This window comes from Achromobacter sp. 18P8.1.1 (assembly GCF_057799415.1).
In genome coordinates, this window is sequence record NZ_JBYOKH010000043.1 from 1 (window position 1) to 18,061 (window position 18,061).

Consider the following 18,061-nt stretch of genomic DNA (forward strand, 5'->3'; position numbering starts at 1 on the left):
ATCGCGCATACGAAATCCGATTGCGGATCGTGGGCGTGGGCAATGAAATGGCCGCCGCACTGGCGGCAGGCGGACAGTTGCAACATGCCGCTGTCGAAGAAGCGCACCAGCATCCAGGCGCGCGTGAAGCTCAGGACGGGCTCCGCACTTTCCGCGGCATCCAGCCCCGCGTTCTCCAGATACAGGCGGTATGCGTCGATGGTGGCACGTATACCCTTGCTGCTGGTGCGCGAGTTCAGGAACGAATACACGTTGTAGAACAGCGACGAATGGATATTCGGCAGCCAGGTCATGAACCAATCGACCGAAAAAGGCAGCATGCCCTTGGGTGGCGAGCAGCCGCGGATTTCGCGATACAAGCGTGCCAGACGGTCGTGGCTGAGGCTGGTTTCAGCCTCCAGCACCTGAAGCCGCGCTCCCAGAGTGATCATGGAGCTGGCTAGCAGGATGTCGTCCGCTTCCTGAGAAACGCTTTTCGAGGCCATTGCGCGAGAGTCCGATTGGGTTTCGAACGGCCGTCAGGCCAGTTCTTCTACAGGTTGCTTGGCCAGCAGGATGGTTGCATGCGCTTGCTGCAGCGCACCACCCAGAACGTCATGGGTCAGCGCGGACAACAGGCTGTAATCGTCAAAACGGAATCGGCAGAGGAGCGAGCTGGAGCTAGCCAGTTTCACCAGTTGGGCCGGCGACAGACGCATCAGGATGTCGGCAACTTCGTTGCTGAACCCCAGACGGAACATCGATGCGGCATAGTCATCACGCAACATACGTTGCGCAAGTAACAGATATGACAGATTCACTTCGCGAATATCTGCCAGCAATGAATTTTCGACTTGTTGCACGCCCTACTCCCTATCCCTATCCCACCCAAGGGGCTCGATAACTAAAAGCGCCGACAATTTGAATTGCCTGACGGCTTGCTGCATCCTGTTTTAATGCGAAATGTATCATTTGTTCGCAATTTAAGTAAAATTTACCACAGGTGATGTCATTTTCTATGACTTATATGACAAATCTTTGTTGATATTGCGCAACTTACGAAAATAGATACACCTTGACATAGATGTTCGACGGGAATTTACGTCAATTTGGCAAATAAGCATTCAAAACATTGCGTACTTCGAGGAATGAAATGTTGTGCAGTCCCGACAATGACACCTTGCCGATCACTTAATTTGTAGCTTTAGCGCAGCCGCGCGTTTGTCGACAATGTCGCAAATTGACAACGTCAGACAATGCGTCACGATGGACACCGCCTGACATTCCCGCAATGCCCCACGCAGATGACAGCTTGGTCGAATATGCCCCGCTAGTGCGGAAGCTGGCCCTGCAATTGCTCGCCCGGCTACCCGCCAGCGTTGAGCTCGACGACTTGATACAGGCCGGCATGATCGGCCTGCTTGACGCCGTAAGGCGCTATCAGGAAACGGCAGACGCCCAATTCGAGACCTACGCCACGACCCGCATTCGTGGCGCGATGCTGGACGAACTCCGCGGCCAGGACTGGCTGCCGCGCAGCGTCCGCGCCAAGGCGCGCAAGATCGAACAAGCCATCCAGCAACTGGAACAACGGCTGATGCGCGCCCCGTCAGAGGCTGAAATCGCGCAACAGCTGGATATGCGGATCGAGGATTACCAGACGCTCCTGCACGACGCGCAAGGCGTCCAGATCGTGCATTACGAAGATTTCACGACGGAAAACGACTCGGCTAGTGGCCAATCCGACTGGGCAGCCACGCTGAACCACGGCTCCGCGGGGGGCAATCCGCTGGACTCCCTCTTGGCCGGAGACTTCCGACAAGCCCTGATTCACGCCATCGACTCCCTCCCCGACCGCGAAAAATTGCTGCTGTCGCTCTGTTACGAACAAGGGCTGAATCTGAAGGAAATCGGCGCCATCATGAATGTGACCGAGGCGCGGGTGTGCCAGCTGCGGTCGCAGGCAACGGCAAGAATCCGCGCCAAGCTGAAGGACCAGGCCTGGCATGCGCTGCCCCAGGAGGGGCAGATCGCGCAGATTATTTGAGCTCGAGCCCTTGGGCCGTTCGAAAATCCCCCAAAAATCCGACGCTATTCCGCCCATCGGCCGCCATGCCGGGCTGCTAGCCTCTCGAATCGACGCTTAGTGTGTGCGCGATCGCCCACGCAAGCAGCACACCCCGCCTATCCCTGGAATTCAGTCATGACCGCAGCCGATCATTTGACGCAGGCAATTTCTGACGCCTACGACGAAACCCCGTACATTTCGAACGCGTTCGCCTATACGTCGCCAGGCAACTTGCGAGCAGTGGCCAGCCTTTACGGATTGGCCACGCCAGCACTCGACAACGCCCGCGTGCTGGAACTGGGGGGTGCCGCCGGCGGAAACCTGTTGCCCTTTGCGATGGCCTATCCGGGCGCGCAGGTGGTGGGCATTGATCTGGCGCCTCAACAGATCGAGGCAGGCCAGCAGATCGCCGAGAAAGTCGGCGCGCGCAATCTCGACTTGCGCGCGATGAGCCTGACCGACATCACGCCGGAGTTCGGGATGTTCGACTACATCATTTGCCACGGCGTTTTCAGCTGGGTCCCCCCCGAAGTGCGCGACGCGATATTCCGCATCTGCCGGGAAAACCTGGCTCCGGAGGGGATTGCCTATATCAGTTACAACACCTACCCGGGATGGAAAGCTGCCGACGTGGTACGCGACGCGATGATCCTGAACAGTTTTGGCGCCCAAACGGCACAGGAAAAACTTGCCAGCGCCAAGGAGATGCTGGATCTCATCGAAAACGGCCTCTGGCACAACAACCCGCTGCACGCTGCACTGCAAAATGTTGCAAGCAAGCTGCGCGGCCAGTCCGACCATTACGTCTTGCACGAATACCTGGAAGCAATCAATACGCCTTGCTACTTCCTGGAATTTGCCGCCGCCGCGCAACAGGCCGGCCTGGCCTATGTCACGGACGCCGAGCCGCATTTGACCTTCGCGTCGACTTACGGCGCCAAGGTCGCGCTGGGCCTGAATGGCCTGTCAGCCAATAGCAACCGTGAAATGCGCGAGCAATATCTGGATTTCGCTGTGGGACGCTCGTTTCGCAAGAGCCTGCTGGTGCACGCGGATCGCGCGGGCCAGATGCTGGCCCAGCCGGAAGGCAGCGCCTTCAAAGCGATGCACTTCTCTGCGAGGCTTGACGCCGCCGCCGCGACGACGGGCGCATCCGCAGAGCATCGTCACTACATTACACCCAATGGCGCGACCCTGAGCAGCAAGGACCCGGCCATGGTCGGGATGATCGACGCGCTGAACCAGGCCTGGCCGCGCGCCCTGCCCTTTGACGCCATTCTTGGCATTGCACAGCACCACAACCCGGACGCAGCGCGAGAAGATTTGTGCAACGCCGTCTATATGAACCTGATCACTCTGGTGCAATCCAGTGCAGTCCACTTCCGCATGGAGCCGTCGGCCTATGTGGCGCCTGACAGCAAACCCGCGTTGATCCCCGGCGCCCTCCCATTGCTTCGTGAAGTTACCCGACAGCCGAGCCAGGTGGGTATGTATAACTTTTGGCATCAGCCCGTGACCCCTCCGGCCGATGCCTTGAGCCAATTCATCACCCTGCAAATGGACGGCACCCACTCCGTGACCGACCTGCGTACGCAAGTGCGTGACGCGCTGACCTCAGGCCGTCTCGCCCATCCCAACGGACAAACCTATAAGGGCGCCCGCAATCTGGAGCCGGTCGCGCAGGAATTTTTGAACGCCCTGCTGGCTGAATTGCGCCGCGCCGGGCTGCTGCTGAACTGATACATTTGGCCGCCGGGACTGGCGCGTGGACTCGCCAGCCCCGGAAAGCATCAAAAACCTCAACATATTTACGATTGCCGAAAAAAAAGCCTAAAGATTGATTTGCGACTGCCGTAATCCTGGCAACGGAGCAATTCGAAGACGCAAGAAAGCGAATTCTCCCGTTAACACGATGGGCGGCCCCGCTGCCCGGTTTGAAGAAGCCTTTCTCTCTTGGGAGCCTAAACATGGCTGCAGTCATTAACACCAACTACTTGTCGCTCGTTGCTCAGAACAACCTGAACAAGTCGCAATCGTCCCTGGGTACCGCCATCGAACGCCTGTCGTCGGGCCTGCGCATCAACAGCGCCAAGGACGACGCCGCCGGTATGGCCATTGCCAACCGCTTCACCGCGAACGTCAAGGGTCTGACCCAAGCCGCTCGTAACGCCAACGACGGCATCTCGCTGGCTCAAACGACGGAAGGCGCCGCCTCCGAAATCAACACCCACCTGCAGCGCGTTCGCGAACTGTCGGTGCAAGCCGGTAACGGCAGCTACTCGCAAGAGCAGCTGAACTCGATGCAAGACGAAATCAACCAACGTCTGTCGGACATCGACCGCATCTCGCAACAAACCGACTTCAACGGCGTGAAGGTTCTGTCCTCCAACGCCAAGCCGCTGACGCTGCAAGTTGGCGCCAACGACGGCGAAACGATCACCCTGAACCTGTCGGAAATCAGCGTCAAGACGCTGGGTCTGGACGGCTTCAACGTCAACGGCTCGGGCGTGACCCAGAACCGTTCGGCCACCGTGTCCGACCTGCAAGCCGCTGGCGGCACCGCCGTCGGCAACGACTGGACCGTCACCACGACGCACGCTGCTGCAACGGCTGACCAAACCTTCGCCAAGCTGGAAAACGGCAACACCGTTACCGTTGGCACGGGCACCGGCGCTACGACCTACACGTACGACTCGGCCAACAAGAACTTCACGTTCACCGACAAGTCGGCTTCGAACGCTGGCGCCATCACCACGCTGGCAAACTCGCTGCGTCCGGCCACCGGCACGACGACCGCGACCTACACCCACAACAACGGCGGCCAGACTGAATTCCAAGTCGACGCTACGGGCAAGGTCACCATCGGCGGCCAAGACGCCTTCCTGGATGCCGCTGGCAACCTGACCACCAACAACGCCTCGGCTACCGCTGCCACGCTGAACACCGTGCTGACCGCCGCCGCCAACACCGGCGCCGCTGGTTCGTCGTCGGTTTCGATCGGTGGCAAGACGTACTCCAGCACCGGCACCGCCAACGCTCTGTCGTTCACCAACACCATCGCTACCGATGCGCTGCTGGCCAACGTCAAGGCCAACGCTACCGCCGGCGGCGTGGTCGTCAAGCTGGGTCAAGGCATCACCAGCGCCAACGTCACCTTCACCAGCGGCGCGTCGACCGACACGTACGTTGATGACAAGGGCACGTTCACCACGACCAAGACGTACGACACGACCTACACCGTTGACCCGAACACGGGCAAGGCTACGGTCAAGAGCGGCACGGGCACGGGTGACTACACCGCCAAGATCGGTGCTGAAGCCAAGGTCAACAGCTCGGGCAAGCTGACCACGGAAGACACCAGCAAGGGTACGCTGACCACCGATCCGCTGAAGACGCTGGATGCCGCCTTCACGAAGCTGGACAAGCTGACCGGCGAACTGGGTGCTGTGCAGAACCGTCTGGAATCGACGATCGCCAACCTGAACAACGTCGTCAACAACCTGTCCAACGCTCGTTCGCGTATTCAAGACGCCGACTACGCCACGGAAGTGTCGAACATGTCCAAGGCTCAGATCCTGCAACAAGCTGGTACCTCGGTTCTGGCGCAAGCCAACCAAGTGCCGCAAACCGTTCTGTCGCTGCTGCGTTAATTCTCGGCAACGGCAACGGTCGGCAGAGGAAACTTCGGTTTCCTCTGGCTGGCAGCCAGGACGGGGCCTTCGCACCCGCCCTGGCCACCCCGAAAACCCGCCTCTCGGCGGGTTTTTTTTCGTCCACACCCGGCCGCCGCGGCCGGCGAGCTTTGTCTAAAGTGGCGGGATATTCCGACGCTGATTCTCCGAATGAGTCCCGGCCGCCATTCGTAGAATTCCGGGATCAGATCCCCTAGCTTCGACCAGCCCTAACCCCACATGTCCTATCCGGCCTTCACCCAACGACAAGCCATTGCAGATCCGGGCCGGCTGTCGCCCAGCCATTCTCCCGCCAGAGTGCGCGCCACCGCGCACTTATACGGGGTCGAAACCCGGCCGCTGGAACGTGCACGGGTGCTGGCCATTGGCTGCGGTGCAGGCGAGGCACTGCTGCCGTTCGCGCTGGCCTATCCTGACGGGCAGGCAATCGGGCTTGATCCTTCGGAAACCTTGATCAGCCAGGGCACCGAGGCGGCGGGCCGGCTTGGCGTATCCAACCTGACGCTCTATGTCGGTCAAGCGACCGACGTGGGTTCACAGTTGGGGCTGTTCGACTACATCATCGTCACCGGCGTCTACAGCTACCTGCCCGCCGACGCCGCGCAGGCCCTGCTGCAAGCCTGCGCCGCCCTGTTGACGCCCCAGGGCATTCTCTATCTGGACAGCCACGTATACCCAGGCGCCAAGGCGCTGGACGTGGTGCGCGACGCCATCATGCTGCATGGCCACGCCGCGCAGACTAACGCCGAACTGCGCCAAAGCGCATTGGCCGCCCTGACCCTGTTTAAGGAAGGCTTGGCGGCGGCGAACCCTCAACTGGCGGCATTGCCCGGCATCGTGGCGCAATTCGAGCGTGACCTGCATGCCGCGCAAGGAGATCACGAGGGCGGACTTCAGTTGCTGGGCTGCAACCCCAGTTACTTTGTCGAACTGGCCGGGCGCGCCACCGAGGCCGGACTGGCCTACGTGGGCGACACCCAGCCGCTGAGCGAAATCGCGTTGAACTTCGGCCAAGGCGTATCGCTGAATCACAGCCTGCTGGCCATGGGCCAGCCCGCCACCGTACGCCAGCAATATCTGGATTTCGCCACCGGCCGCGCCTTCCGTCAGAGCCTGTGGGTAGCGCAAGCGCGCGCAACCAATGTGGCGGGCAAGCCTGACCTGAACCGCATGCGGGACCTGCGCTTTGCCTGCGGGCTGATCCGCCTGGCTGCCAACGGACAAGAGAGCGGCGCCACTTATGTGAACCATCTTGGCCGAGCCCTGGTCACCCAGGATGCCGACGTGGTGACGGTCACGGACATGCTCAACCATGCGTGGCCGGCGACGCTGCCCTACCCGACGCTGCTGGCCGTCCTGCTGAACAAGAACCAGATCGACGACGCCGCCGGGCGCAAGGTATTGGACCGTGTCTTGCAGACGCTGATGGAAAACGATCTGCTGCACTACAGCCTGGACGCCGGCCCTTACGAACGCGAAGGCGACGCCCCGTTGCGGCCGATCCCCTTTCTGATTGCCGATGACACGGCGCCGGCCCTGCCGCGCTTCAACCTCTGGCATGAGCCCGTCAAGCTGGTGCCGTCGGCTGCGCAGTCTGCCATCATCCGCAACCTCGCCGCTGGCCGCTTGCCCCATGTGCCGGACACGGGAGGCTCGCCCGCAGACCCATCGGATGTGGCAGAAACCCTGGCGTTGCTCAAGCGTTATGCGCTCGTTCAAGGCAGTACGCGCGCGTGGGCAACGATGCTACGCGACGCGATGACCGCCGCGCACGGCAATATGCCGCTGCTAGGCCTGTACATCAGCGCCCTGGCATGCCTGAGCCTGAACGCGCGCATTCTTGCCGCCAGCGGGCACCAGCCTAATCCGGGACAGGCCATCGCCGCCCAGGCCATTCGCCTGCACGAGCTGATGACGAAGAAGGCCTTCCAGGAAGCAGAACAAATCGCGCGCCGCCTGACGAAGAGCGCCCCCAAGTTCTGGGATGCATGGGAAGCGTTGACCATTGCTCTTTTCAGCACCGCACGCGTGCAAGAGGCTCTGCTGCCTGCACTGACGACCCTGGAACTGGGGCCGGCCGACCCGCAAAGCTACGTGCTGCTGGCTGCGATCATGACGCAATTGGGGCGCACGTCCGAAGCCATCGGCGCCAGCCGCCGAGCAGTCGAACTGGCGCCGCTCAGTGCCGAAACCCATTCCGCACTGGCCGACGCCCTGACGACCGAACGGCGCTACAAGGAAGCCGAAGCCAGCAACCTGCTCGCCATCGCCCTGGAACCAGCGCATCGCAAGTCCCGCATCAACCTGTGCAAGACCTATATCGATGCCGGTGATGTCGCGAAGGCGGAGCTTGCTGCGCGCGAAGCGGTTGCCGTGTTCCCCACCGAGCCCACCCCGCGCAATAACCTGTTGTTTGCATTGAACTATTCGGACGAGCGCAGCGCCGAAGAGGTCTTCCAGGCATATCGCGACTGCGATACCGACTTATTCGCCACGCATCGTGCCAGCTGGAGGCCGCACAAGAATTCGCGCCAACTGCCCAGAAAGCTGAAGGTGGGTTACGTATCGCCCGACTTCCGTCAACACTCGGGCAACTATTTCATCGAGCCGCTGTTTCAACACCATGACCGGTCCAATTTCGAGTTGACAGCCTATGCCGAACTGACGACCGAAGACCAGACCACCCAGCGCCTCAAGACCTATTTCGACCACTGGGTTCCCACCACCACGCTGACAGATGCCCAATTGGCCGAACGCATACGCGCCGATGGCATCGACATCCTGATCGACGTGGCCGGCCACACCGCTGGCAACCGCCTGGGCGCTTTCGCTCGCAAACCGGCCCCCGTCTCGTTGACGTGGCTGGGGTTTGGCTACAGCACCGGCTTGTCGGCGATCGACTACATCATGTCGGATAGTGTCATGGTGCCGGAAGGCAGCGAACACCTGTTTTCAGAGAAACCCTGGCGCCTGGAAGACAGCAATTTCATCTACCGCCCGAACCCAGCAATGGGCGACTACGGTGCGCTACCCGCACTAGCCAACGGCTACGTCACGCTGGGCACGCTGACCCGCGCCATCCGGATGAACGACCGCACCGTCAGTGTCTGGTCCGAGATCTTGCGCCGCCTGCCCGAAGGCCGCCTGATGGTAGACAGCAACAGCTACCGCGACGGTCCGATGCGCGAACAGCTGATCGCCCGCTTTCAAGCGCAAGGCATTGACCGCAGCCGGCTCATGATCGGCTGCCACAGCCCCCCCTGGGACGTGCTGCGCAGCATGGACATCGGCCTGGATTGCTTCCCGCACAACTCGGGTGTGACGCTGGTGGAAACGTTGTACATGGGCGTCCCCTACGTGACGCTTGCCGACCGCCCCAGTGTGGGCCGCATTGGCAGTTCCGTCTTGCACGGCATCGGCCACCCGGAATGGATCGCCCAAACTGAAGAAGAATACGTGCAGAAGGTTGTCGCCCTTGCCCGCGACCTGCCCGCCCTGGCGCGCATCCGCGCCAACCTGCGCAGCGACATGCAGGCAAGTCCCTTGATGGACGAACCCGCATTCGCCCGCAAATTCGAAGCCGCGCTACGTGGCATGTTCAACACCTGGTGCGAATCCCAAGCATGAAAGCCATCATCCTCGCCGGGGGTCTGGGCACCCGGATCTCTGAAGAAACCCACACGCGACCCAAGCCGATGATCGAAATCGGCGGGCGGCCCATCCTGTGGCACATCATGAAGACGTATTCCGCCCACGGCGTGAACGACTTCGTGATCTGCTGCGGCTACAAGGGCTACATGATCAAGGAGTACTTCGCCAATTACTTCCTGCACATGTCCGACGTGACCTTCGACATGGCTGACAACCGCATGGAAGTGCACCAGCGCAAGGCCGAACCGTGGCGCGTGACGCTGGTGGACACCGGTGAAACGACCATGACCGGCGGGCGCTTAAAACGCGTGGCGGACTACGTGAAGGAGGACGATGCGTTTTGCTTCACCTATGGCGACGGCGTGGCTGACATCGATATCGGGGCGTTGATTGCCTTTCACCGCAAGCATGGCAAGGCCGCAACCGTGACCGCCGTGCAACCGCCCGGACGCTACGGCGCGCTGCGCCGCGACGGCGACCGCGTGACGGGCTTTACCGAAAAGCCGCGCGGCGACGGCGGCCTGATCAACGGCGGCTTCTTCGTGCTCTCGCCCAGTGTGCTGTCGCTGATTGCCGACGACGACACCACGTGGGAAGCCGGCCCGCTGGAAACGCTCAGCCGCGACGGCGAGCTGCATGCGTTCGAACATCTGGGCTTCTGGCAGCCCATGGACACGCTGCGCGAAAAGAATTTGCTGGAATCGCTGTGGAGCACGGGCAAGGCGCCATGGAAAGTCTGGTAAGCCCCGCCCCCGGTTTCTGGCGCGGCAAGCGTGTTTTGCTGACCGGCCACACTGGCTTCAAGGGAAGCTGGCTGGCGCTGTGGCTGCACCGCCTGGGCGCGCAGGTGACGGGCGTCGCCCTACCCCCCAACACCACGCCCAGTCTGTACCAGGCTGCGCGCGTGGGCAGCCTGATCGACAGCCGCTATGCTGACATCCGCGACGCGGGCGCGCTACGCGACCTCGTCCTGGCCGCCCAGCCTGATGTCGTGCTGCATCTGGCCGCCCAAGCGCTGGTGCGACCCAGCTATGCGCAGCCGGTCGACACCTTCGCGACCAACATCATGGGAACGGCGCACGTGCTGGACGCCCTTCGGGCCACGCCTTGCGCGAAGGTGGCCGTCATGATCACGACGGACAAGGTCTACCGCAACAACGAATGGGCGCATCCGTATCGCGAAAGCGATACGCTGGGCGGTCACGACCCCTACAGCGCCAGCAAGGCGGCCAGCGAACTGGTCATCGCGTCGTACCGCGATGCGTTCCTGCAGGCGCAAGGCGTCGCGATTGCGACGGCACGCGCCGGCAACGTCATTGGCGGAGGCGACTGGTCAGTGGACCGATTGCTGCCGGACGCCGTGCGCGCGTGGCGCAACAACGGCGAACTGCACATCCGCCGCCCGGATTCCGTGCGCCCCTGGCAGCACGTGCTTGAACCCTTGGCAGGCTATCTGAAGCTGGCGCAGGCGCTATGGGACCAGCCCGCGCTTGCCGGCCCTTACAACTTTGGTCCGGATGCTGCGCAAGCAGCCTCGGTTCGCACCGTGGTGGACGTGGCGCAAGCCGCCTACGGACGCGGCCGCACCGTCTACGCTGACCAGATCGACGGCCCGCATGAAGCGGGCCTGTTGACGCTGGACACCTCGAAAGCGCGCGCGGTTTTGAACGTCGCTCCGCGCTGGCAACTGGACCAGGCCGTCACCCGCAGCATGGATTGGTATCGCCGCTTTGATGCAGGCGAAGACTCTCTGGCGTTATGCCACGCCGACATCGATCAGTACGAGGCGCGGCCATGAGCCTGGCTGTCATCGACACGCCGCTTGCCGGTTTGAAAGTCGTGCAGCGTCATCCTCGCGGCGATGCGCGTGGCTTTCTGGCGCGGCTGTTCGACGCGGAAGACTTGCATGCCTGCGGCTGGGAACGCGCCATTGAGCAGGTCAACCACACTTATACCGCGCAGGCCGGCACGATCCGGGGCATGCACTATCAGCTTGCGCCCTACGCCGAGATGAAGCTCGTCAATTGCATTCGCGGCGCGGTTTGGGACGTAGCGGTGGACTTGCGCGCGGGATCGCCCACGTTCTTGCAATGGCATGCCGAGCGTTTGAGCGCCGACAACGGCCGCGCCCTGCTGATTCCCGAAGGCTTCGCCCATGGCTTTCAGACGCTGACCGACGACGCGGAAATGCTCTATTGCCATTCCGCCCCATATTCCCCGCAGGCCGAGGCCGGCCTGCATTTCCAGGATGCCCGCCTGGGCGTCAGCTGGCCGTTGCCCTTTACCCTGGTGTCCGAACGCGATCAGCAGCACCCCCGCCTGGACACCACTTTTTCTGGAGTCGCACTGTGAAGTGCCGCCATTGCCAGGCCGAACTGCGCCTTCCCTTCCTGGACCTCGGCCACGCGCCCCCGTCCAACGCCTACCTGACAGAAGTCGACCTGCGCGGACCCGAAACCTGGTTCCCGCTACGCATCCTGGTGTGTGAATCGTGCTGGCTCGTCCAGACGGAAGACCACGCCGGCCGCGAAGCGCTCTTCACCGACGACTACGCCTACTTCAGCTCGTTCTCGTCGTCGTGGCTGGCCCATTCGCGCCGATACGTCGATACGATGATCAGCCGTTTCGGGCTGGGTGCCGACAGCATGGTGACTGAAATTGCCGCCAACGACGGCTACCTGCTTCAGTATGTGAAGGCCGCGGGCGTGCCGTGTTACGGCGTCGAACCCACCGCCAGCACGGCGCAAGCCGCGCGCGATCGCGGTATTGACATCGTGCAGCGGTTCTTCGGCGTGGCGCTGGGAGACGAACTGGCCGAACAGGGCCGCGCAGCGGATCTCATCGCCGCGAATAACGTGCTGGCCCACGTGCCGGACATCAATGACTTCGTGTCCGGCTTCACGGCACTGCTCAAGCCGCAGGGCGTGGCCACGTTTGAATTCCCACACCTGCTGCGCATGGTGCAGGAAAGCCAGTTCGATACGGCCTATCACGAGCACTATTCGTATTTATCGCTGACCGCGGTCTTGCGCGTCTTCAAGTCCAATGGATTGTCGGTGTTTGATGTGGAGCACCTGAGCACGCATGGCGGCAGCCTGCGGGTCTTTGCGCAGCGCGCCGACACGGGCAATCATGCGCAGACCGCCGAAGTATCCCGCACGCTGGCGCTGGAGCAACAGGCCGGCATGGATGGCTCCGACTTCTACTCCCGCTTCCAGCAGCAGGCAGAACGGGTCAAGAACGACCTGATGGCTTTTCTGGTCGAGCTGCGCCGCGGCGGCAAGCGTATTGCCGCGTACGGCGCGGCGGCCAAGGGCAACACCCTGCTGAACTTTGCCGGCGTACGCCCCGACCTGCTGCCCTATGTGGTGGACCTGAACCCTGCCAAGCAGGACAAGTATCTGCCTGGCAGCCATATCCCAATCGTGGCGGAAGCCCGGCTGCGCGAAGACCAGCCCGAATACATCCTGATCCTGCCCTGGAACCTGAAGGCCGAGGTTTCCGAGCAACTGGACTATGCGCGTCGCGAGTGGCACGCCAAGCTCGTCACCGCGATTCCGTCGCTGTCCATTGAAAGCAGCCCGCAAGCATGAACACCCGGCCGGTCACCGTCCTGGGCGCAACGGGCTTTATCGGCCGTCACCTGTTTGCACGCTTGCGTGCCGATGGCGTGCCGTGCGATGCCCCGCCGCGCCACGACCCCGGCCTGCTGCAGCGCCCGTTGGGCCATGTCATTTACGCGATCGGCCTGACGTCGGATTTCCGGAGCCGTCCACTGGAGACCGTAGAGGCGCACGTCTGTGTGTTGCGCACCCTGCTGGCCGATGCAGAGTTTGACAGCCTGACGTATCTGTCCAGCACGCGTGTCTACGCGGGCGCCTCCGACACGCACGAAGGCGCAACGCTTGCCGTGAACCCGAACGACCCGAGCGACCTCTACAACCTGTCCAAGCTGATGGGCGAGTCGCTATGTCTGCACGGCGGCCGGGCCGGAACAAACGTCGCACGGCTATCAAACATCGTAGGCCTGCGCGACACGCCTGACAGCTTCATCGACCAATTGCTGGAAGAAGGCGCGCGCGACGGCGCCATCACGCTGCGCACGGCGCTGTCGTCGCGTAAGGATTATCTGTATATCGACGACGCGGTGTCACAGATTCTGGCCATTGCGCGCTCGGGCGCCCCGGGCATCTTTAACGTCGCCCACGGCAAAGGGGTGACCAACGGCGATATTGCCCGCTGGATTCAAACCAGGCTGGGCTACCGCACGACAGTTGCCGCCGATGCGCCTGAATGGGCGTTTGCCGACGTCGATGTGAGCCGCACGCAAGCCCTGTGCGGCCTGCGCCCCCGAGCCTTTTCCGATTATTTCCCGAATTTTCTAGAGCAGTACCGCCTGCACAAAGGAATCTGAATGTCCTACCTTGAAACCACGCCCGACGCCCACCCCGAGTACCGCCAGGAAAAGGAAGCTCGCATCGCCGGCTTCGCCAGCGACCAGGAGTTCCGCGAGCTCTCCAATGCGTGGCGCCAGATGGCGCTGCAACGCAAGTACATGAACAACTTCTCGTGGGCAGGCCGGCCGCTGATCCAGCTGCCCATGGACGCCATGGCCATGCAGGAGCTGATCTGGGCCGTGAAGCCTGACCTGATCATCGAGACGGGCATTGCGCACGGCGGTTCGCTGATGCTGTCCGCCTCGATGCTTGAACTGCTGGGTGCGGGCGAAGTCGTTGGCGTCGACATCGAAATCCGCGATCACAACCGCAAGGCGATTGAGGCGCATCCACTGGCAAAGCGCATTCACCTGATTGAAGGATCCAGCATTGATCCGGCCACGATCGCGCAAGTGCGCGCGCATGCCGAGGGCAAGAAGAACATCCTGGTTTGCCTGGACTCCAACCACACGCACGAGCACGTGCTGGCCGAATTGAACGCCTATGCCGACCTGGTCAGCGTGGGTAGCTATTGCGTGGTCTTCGACACCTTCGTCGAAGACATGCCCGCCGACACCCCTTGGCCGGGCCGCCACTGGGGCAAAGGCAACAACCCCAAGACCGCCGTCTGGGAATGGATCAAGCAACACCCCGAGTTCGAAATCGACCGCTCGGTGGAAGACCGCCTGCTGGTTACGTCCGCGCCGGACGGTTTCCTGCGCCGCAAGGCCTGATACCCGGATCGAGCCGCCACCATGATCCAGATCGATTCCACCGCACGCGTGTCGCCCCTGGCCGACATCGAAGACTCCACGCGCGGCACGCGCATTGTGATCGGCCCCAAGGCGGTCGTGGATGCCTTCGTGAAGATCAAGCCCGCCGGCGGCTCAGGCGATGTCGAGATCGGCCCGGAATGCGTGATCAATTCCGGCTGCGTGCTGTATACGGGCCACGGCATTCGCATGGGCGCGCGCGTGGCGGTAGCCGCGAACTGCACGTTCGCCCCCGCCAATCATGAGTTCCGCCGCCGCGATGTGCCGATTCGTGAACAAGGATTCCGGCCAAGCAAGGGCGGCATCGTCATCGAGGATGACGTCTGGATCGGCGCCAACTGCGTGCTGCTGGACGGCGCCATCCTGCGCGAAGGCTGCGTGATTGCCGCAGGCACCATCGTGCGCGGCGAGGTGGCGGCGTTTTCGATACAGGGCGGCAATCCGATGAAGGTGCTGGGCTGGCGTGAAGAAACGGGCGCCTGAAGACGCCTGCCGCAACGAGACAACAGTAGGAACATCATGAGCACCGCACAGCGCGAACGCTTTGAAGAAGACGGCTACCTCGTCCTGAAGGACTTCTGGAAGCATGGCGAACTCATCGAGCTGGAAGCCCAGCTGACCGAGCTGGGCCAGCGCATCGTCGGACCGCAGTTCAACCCGCACGACTTTGGCCAATACGCGCTGGAGCCAGCGACACAATCATTGCTGTATGACCGCCTGAAGTACCTGCCCGCGCTATCGCGGATGTCGGGCAGCCCGGCCGTGCATGACCTGTGCCGCGAGCTGGGCCTGGCGCATCCCTCATTGATGGGGTGCTGCAACATGCGCCTGGACAAGCCGGCAGACTCGCGTCACCTGTTCGCCTGGCATCAGGATTCGCTCTACCTGCTGGGGTCGGAAAACGCCGTCACGTTGTGGATTCCGTTCCAGGACGTCAACCTGGGCTCTGGCACGATCCAGGTCATCCCTGGCAGCCACAAGCGCGGCCTCTACCCCTTCAAGCGCATCAGCGACAAAGTGATTGCGCCCTATGTACCGTTCTTGCAACGCGATCTGAGCCTGGACGTCGACGTCACCGAGACGCCAGAGACGATTACCGCTGCGCGCGGTGACATCGTCATCTTCAAGCAGATGCTTCTGCACCGCAGCACGCCCAACCTGGGTCAGCAGATCCGCTGGACCACACAACTACGCATCACCGACCTGGCCGATGCGGAGTACCGCCGCCAGCGCTTTCCCACTGGCGACCGCACCAACATCTTTTACGTGGACTACCTGGGCCACAACGCCCTGCAACGCCGCGAGCAAGAATCCGAGAACGCAGCCTCATGAACGACACCACCGACCCCTCCCGCTTTCGCCAGGACGGCCGCAGCACAAGCCGCGAAGTGAATTATCGCGCCGAGCTGGGCGATCTGTTTGCCGCCGCACGTGGCAGCGCTGTTGAGAAGCTCGAGAATTTTCCCTGTTTCGTTCCGCGCCAAAGCATCGCGCGCTTTCTGTGCTTGTCCGAACTTTTCAAAATGGCGCTGCATGTGCAGGGCGACATCATGGAATGCGGCGTGAACTGGGGCGGCGGCCTGATGACGTTTGCGCAGCTGAGCGCCACGCTTGAACCCGTCAACCTGCAACGGCGCATCGTCGGCTTCGACACATTTTCGGGTTTTTCGGGCATTTCCGAGCAGGACCAGCACGCCGTCATCCAAACAACGGAGCGCCGCGTCAACGGGTATGAAGCAGACAGCTTCAACGACCTGCAGCACGCGATCGAACTGTTTGACGCAAATCGGTTCATCGGGCACATCCAGAAGGTCGAGCTAGTGAAGGGAGATGTGGCGGAAAGTGTGCCGCGTTATCTGGCGCGCGAACCGCAGACGGTCGTATCGCTGTTACACCTGGACCTGGACTTGTATGAGCCGACCAAGATCTGTCTGGAACACTTCGTGCCGCGCATGCCGAAAGGCGCCGTCATTGTCTTTGACGAATTGAATAACCGAACCTGGCCGGGCGAGACGCTGGCCGTCATGGAAAAGCTGGGGCTGAACAAGCTGCGGATTCAACGGTTTACGTACGAACCCCACGTCAGCTACGCCATCCTTGAGTAGGCCACGCCGGCTGCCTGCCGGCGAAGCTCAGCCAAGCCGCCCTTTTCCCGTTCTATTCCCCTTTTGAGGCCCTCTCTGCTTACGTCATAATTGCCGCCGCACGCTTTTGTATCTATATTTTTCAGACCATGACCGCCACGCCCCCCGATCCATTCGCTACGCAGCACGACGGCAATTCGGATCCCGACGACCAGGCGCCGGTCGATGCGCAAACCTTGCGTCTGCGTGAAGAGAACCGCGCATTGCGCGAATTGTTGGCGGCCCAGGTGCACGCCACCTTGCCACCGCCTGCGCCGCAACCTGGCAGGTTGCGGCGTTTGTGTTGGTGGTTGATTTCGGCGCCGGGTGCGGCGCTGGTTGGCTGGCGCCACTTGCTGGGCCACGAGGACGCGTCGCCGATCACGGGGCGGCGCGTAGGGTCGGCGACGTTGACGGTGCTTTACACGCTGGCCATTTACGGTGCCCTCGTATTGCTGGTCGTGTCGTGGAATGCCCCGAACAATGGGATTACCGGCGCCACTGCGGCCAGTCCGGTTCGCGTGCCGCTGATGCCCCCGCCTGCATTGCCCACCGACGAGCCTCCCAGCGAATGGGAAGCCGACTCGCTGGCGCCTCCTGCTTCGGCTGCGCCGGAGGCGTCGACATCGGCTGCGACGGGTGAACCCGCCGCATCGACTATCGAACCGCCCGCCTCGCGCCCGAAAACCCCATCCCCCCCGCCGTCTTCCCACACCGCCGATACCCCGCCGCCTGCGGCAAGCGGCCCTCAATCGACCCTGCGTATCACCGAAATCCAGGCGCAGGACCCGTTGGCGTGGGTCAAGGCGCTACAAGCCGAGTTAGCGCAATGCGCCACATTGGGATTCTTTGATCGCCCCAATTGCGCCTGGTCTGCCCGTGACCGGTATTGCGAGGCAAACCATGGCTGGGGCGTCGTGAAGGAATGTCCAGTACGGCCCTAAGCCATCGACGGCAACCTATGCCAGCGTGTCACACGCCGGCCATGTGATGACACGACAATCCTTTGCATCAAACTGAAAATGTACGCAATAATGCGAACACTTCGGGCTCGCGCCCTGCCTTCCTTTTAAGGACCCTGTCACCATGGATTCCATCAACAACACCGTCAACACCGCGCTGGCTTTGAAGGACGCGAATGTGGTTCAGGAAGTGCAGGCTACCGTGCTGAAGAAGGCGCTGAATGCGCAGGCCGATACGGTCGCGACGTTGATGCAGTCAGTCGCCCCGATGGCGATCGACAGCACCCTGGGTTCGCGTATCAATACCCACGCCTGACGCGCACGCACTGATTCCAACGGCGCCGCCTTCACGCGGGGCCCACCAATAAAAAAGCGCC

General features: G+C 62.1%; 17 protein-coding genes. 15 read left to right on the forward strand and 2 right to left on the reverse strand.

Annotation, left to right across the window (positions count from 1 at the left end; all coding sequences use genetic code 11):
* Together flhC and flhD are read right to left on the reverse strand one after the other, a co-directional pair.
* On the reverse strand, positions 1 to 485 hold a 485-nt coding region (gene flhC, locus AC27VE_RS22930), incomplete at its 3' end, for a flagellar transcriptional regulator FlhC (protein WP_488705066.1).
* Positions 486 to 518: 33 nt separating this feature from the next.
* The gene (flhD, locus tag AC27VE_RS22935) at positions 519 to 842 is read right to left on the reverse strand and encodes a flagellar transcriptional regulator FlhD (protein WP_006219025.1); all 324 of its coding nucleotides are present in this window, start codon (positions 840 to 842) and stop codon (positions 519 to 521) included.
* Positions 843 to 1,270: 428 nt separating this feature from the next.
* On the opposite strand from flhD, the gene AC27VE_RS22940 reads away from it, so the two are divergent.
* The 15 genes from AC27VE_RS22940 to AC27VE_RS23010 all read left to right on the forward strand — a co-directional run bounded on the left by AC27VE_RS22940 (position 1,271) and on the right by AC27VE_RS23010 (position 18,000).
* The gene (locus tag AC27VE_RS22940; protein WP_488705067.1) at positions 1,271 to 2,026 is read left to right on the forward strand and encodes an RNA polymerase sigma factor FliA; all 756 of its coding nucleotides are present in this window, start codon (positions 1,271 to 1,273) and stop codon (positions 2,024 to 2,026) included.
* A 156-nt stretch (positions 2,027 to 2,182) separates the two neighbouring features.
* Positions 2,183 to 3,787 carry a methyltransferase regulatory domain-containing protein gene (locus tag AC27VE_RS22945; RefSeq protein WP_488705068.1) on the forward strand — a complete coding sequence of 535 codons (1,605 nt, stop codon included), beginning with the start codon at positions 2,183 to 2,185 and terminating at the stop codon, positions 3,785 to 3,787.
* Between the two features lie 227 nt (positions 3,788 to 4,014).
* A complete protein-coding gene (locus tag AC27VE_RS22950; protein ID WP_488705069.1) occupies positions 4,015 to 5,697 on the forward strand; it encodes a flagellin N-terminal helical domain-containing protein in 1,683 nt (560 codons plus the stop codon).
* A 261-nt stretch (positions 5,698 to 5,958) separates the two neighbouring features.
* A complete protein-coding gene (locus AC27VE_RS22955; RefSeq protein ID WP_488705070.1) occupies positions 5,959 to 9,366 on the forward strand; it encodes an O-linked N-acetylglucosamine transferase family protein in 3,408 nt (1,135 codons plus the stop codon).
* Positions 9,363 to 10,133, forward strand: coding sequence for a glucose-1-phosphate cytidylyltransferase (gene rfbF / locus AC27VE_RS22960; RefSeq protein WP_488705071.1), 771 nt, complete (start codon positions 9,363 to 9,365; stop codon positions 10,131 to 10,133). Before AC27VE_RS22955 ends, rfbF begins: the two co-directional genes overlap by 4 nt.
* Positions 10,118 to 11,188, forward strand: a complete 1,071-nt coding sequence (rfbG, locus tag AC27VE_RS22965; RefSeq protein ID WP_488705072.1) for a CDP-glucose 4,6-dehydratase — start codon at positions 10,118 to 10,120, stop codon at positions 11,186 to 11,188. The genes rfbF and rfbG overlap by 16 nt, the downstream gene beginning before the upstream one ends.
* Complete coding sequence (gene rfbC, locus AC27VE_RS22970; RefSeq protein WP_488705073.1) at positions 11,185 to 11,742, forward strand: dTDP-4-dehydrorhamnose 3,5-epimerase; 558 nt, start codon at positions 11,185 to 11,187, stop codon at positions 11,740 to 11,742. Before rfbG ends, rfbC begins: the two co-directional genes overlap by 4 nt.
* Positions 11,739 to 12,983 (forward strand): methyltransferase domain-containing protein, encoded by a 1,245-nt coding sequence (locus AC27VE_RS22975; protein WP_488705074.1) that lies wholly within the window; start codon positions 11,739 to 11,741, stop codon positions 12,981 to 12,983. Before rfbC ends, AC27VE_RS22975 begins: the two co-directional genes overlap by 4 nt.
* Positions 12,980 to 13,804, forward strand: coding sequence for an NAD-dependent epimerase/dehydratase family protein (locus AC27VE_RS22980; RefSeq protein WP_488705075.1), 825 nt, complete (start codon positions 12,980 to 12,982; stop codon positions 13,802 to 13,804). The genes AC27VE_RS22975 and AC27VE_RS22980 overlap by 4 nt, the downstream gene beginning before the upstream one ends.
* Entirely contained in the window at positions 13,805 to 14,560 is a 756-nt protein-coding gene (locus AC27VE_RS22985; protein WP_488705076.1) for a cephalosporin hydroxylase family protein, read from the forward strand. It abuts the gene before it with no gap.
* Between the two features lie 21 nt (positions 14,561 to 14,581).
* Positions 14,582 to 15,082, forward strand: coding sequence for an acyltransferase (locus AC27VE_RS22990; RefSeq protein ID WP_488705077.1), 501 nt, complete (start codon positions 14,582 to 14,584; stop codon positions 15,080 to 15,082).
* 36 nt (positions 15,083 to 15,118) lie between these two features.
* Positions 15,119 to 15,931 carry a phytanoyl-CoA dioxygenase family protein gene (locus AC27VE_RS22995; RefSeq protein ID WP_488705078.1) on the forward strand — a complete coding sequence of 271 codons (813 nt, stop codon included), beginning with the start codon at positions 15,119 to 15,121 and terminating at the stop codon, positions 15,929 to 15,931.
* Positions 15,928 to 16,704: a TylF/MycF/NovP-related O-methyltransferase gene (locus tag AC27VE_RS23000; protein ID WP_488705079.1), complete on the forward strand. Its 777-nt coding sequence runs from the start codon at positions 15,928 to 15,930 to the stop codon at positions 16,702 to 16,704. The genes AC27VE_RS22995 and AC27VE_RS23000 overlap by 4 nt, the downstream gene beginning before the upstream one ends.
* A 128-nt stretch (positions 16,705 to 16,832) precedes the next feature.
* On the forward strand, positions 16,833 to 17,666 hold the full coding sequence (locus AC27VE_RS23005) for a hypothetical protein (protein WP_488705080.1): 834 nt from the start codon (positions 16,833 to 16,835) through the stop codon (positions 17,664 to 17,666).
* Positions 17,667 to 17,808: 142 nt separating this feature from the next.
* Positions 17,809 to 18,000 carry a putative motility protein gene (locus AC27VE_RS23010; RefSeq protein WP_488705081.1) on the forward strand — a complete coding sequence of 64 codons (192 nt, stop codon included), beginning with the start codon at positions 17,809 to 17,811 and terminating at the stop codon, positions 17,998 to 18,000.
* Positions 18,001 to 18,061 lie beyond the last annotated feature (61 nt).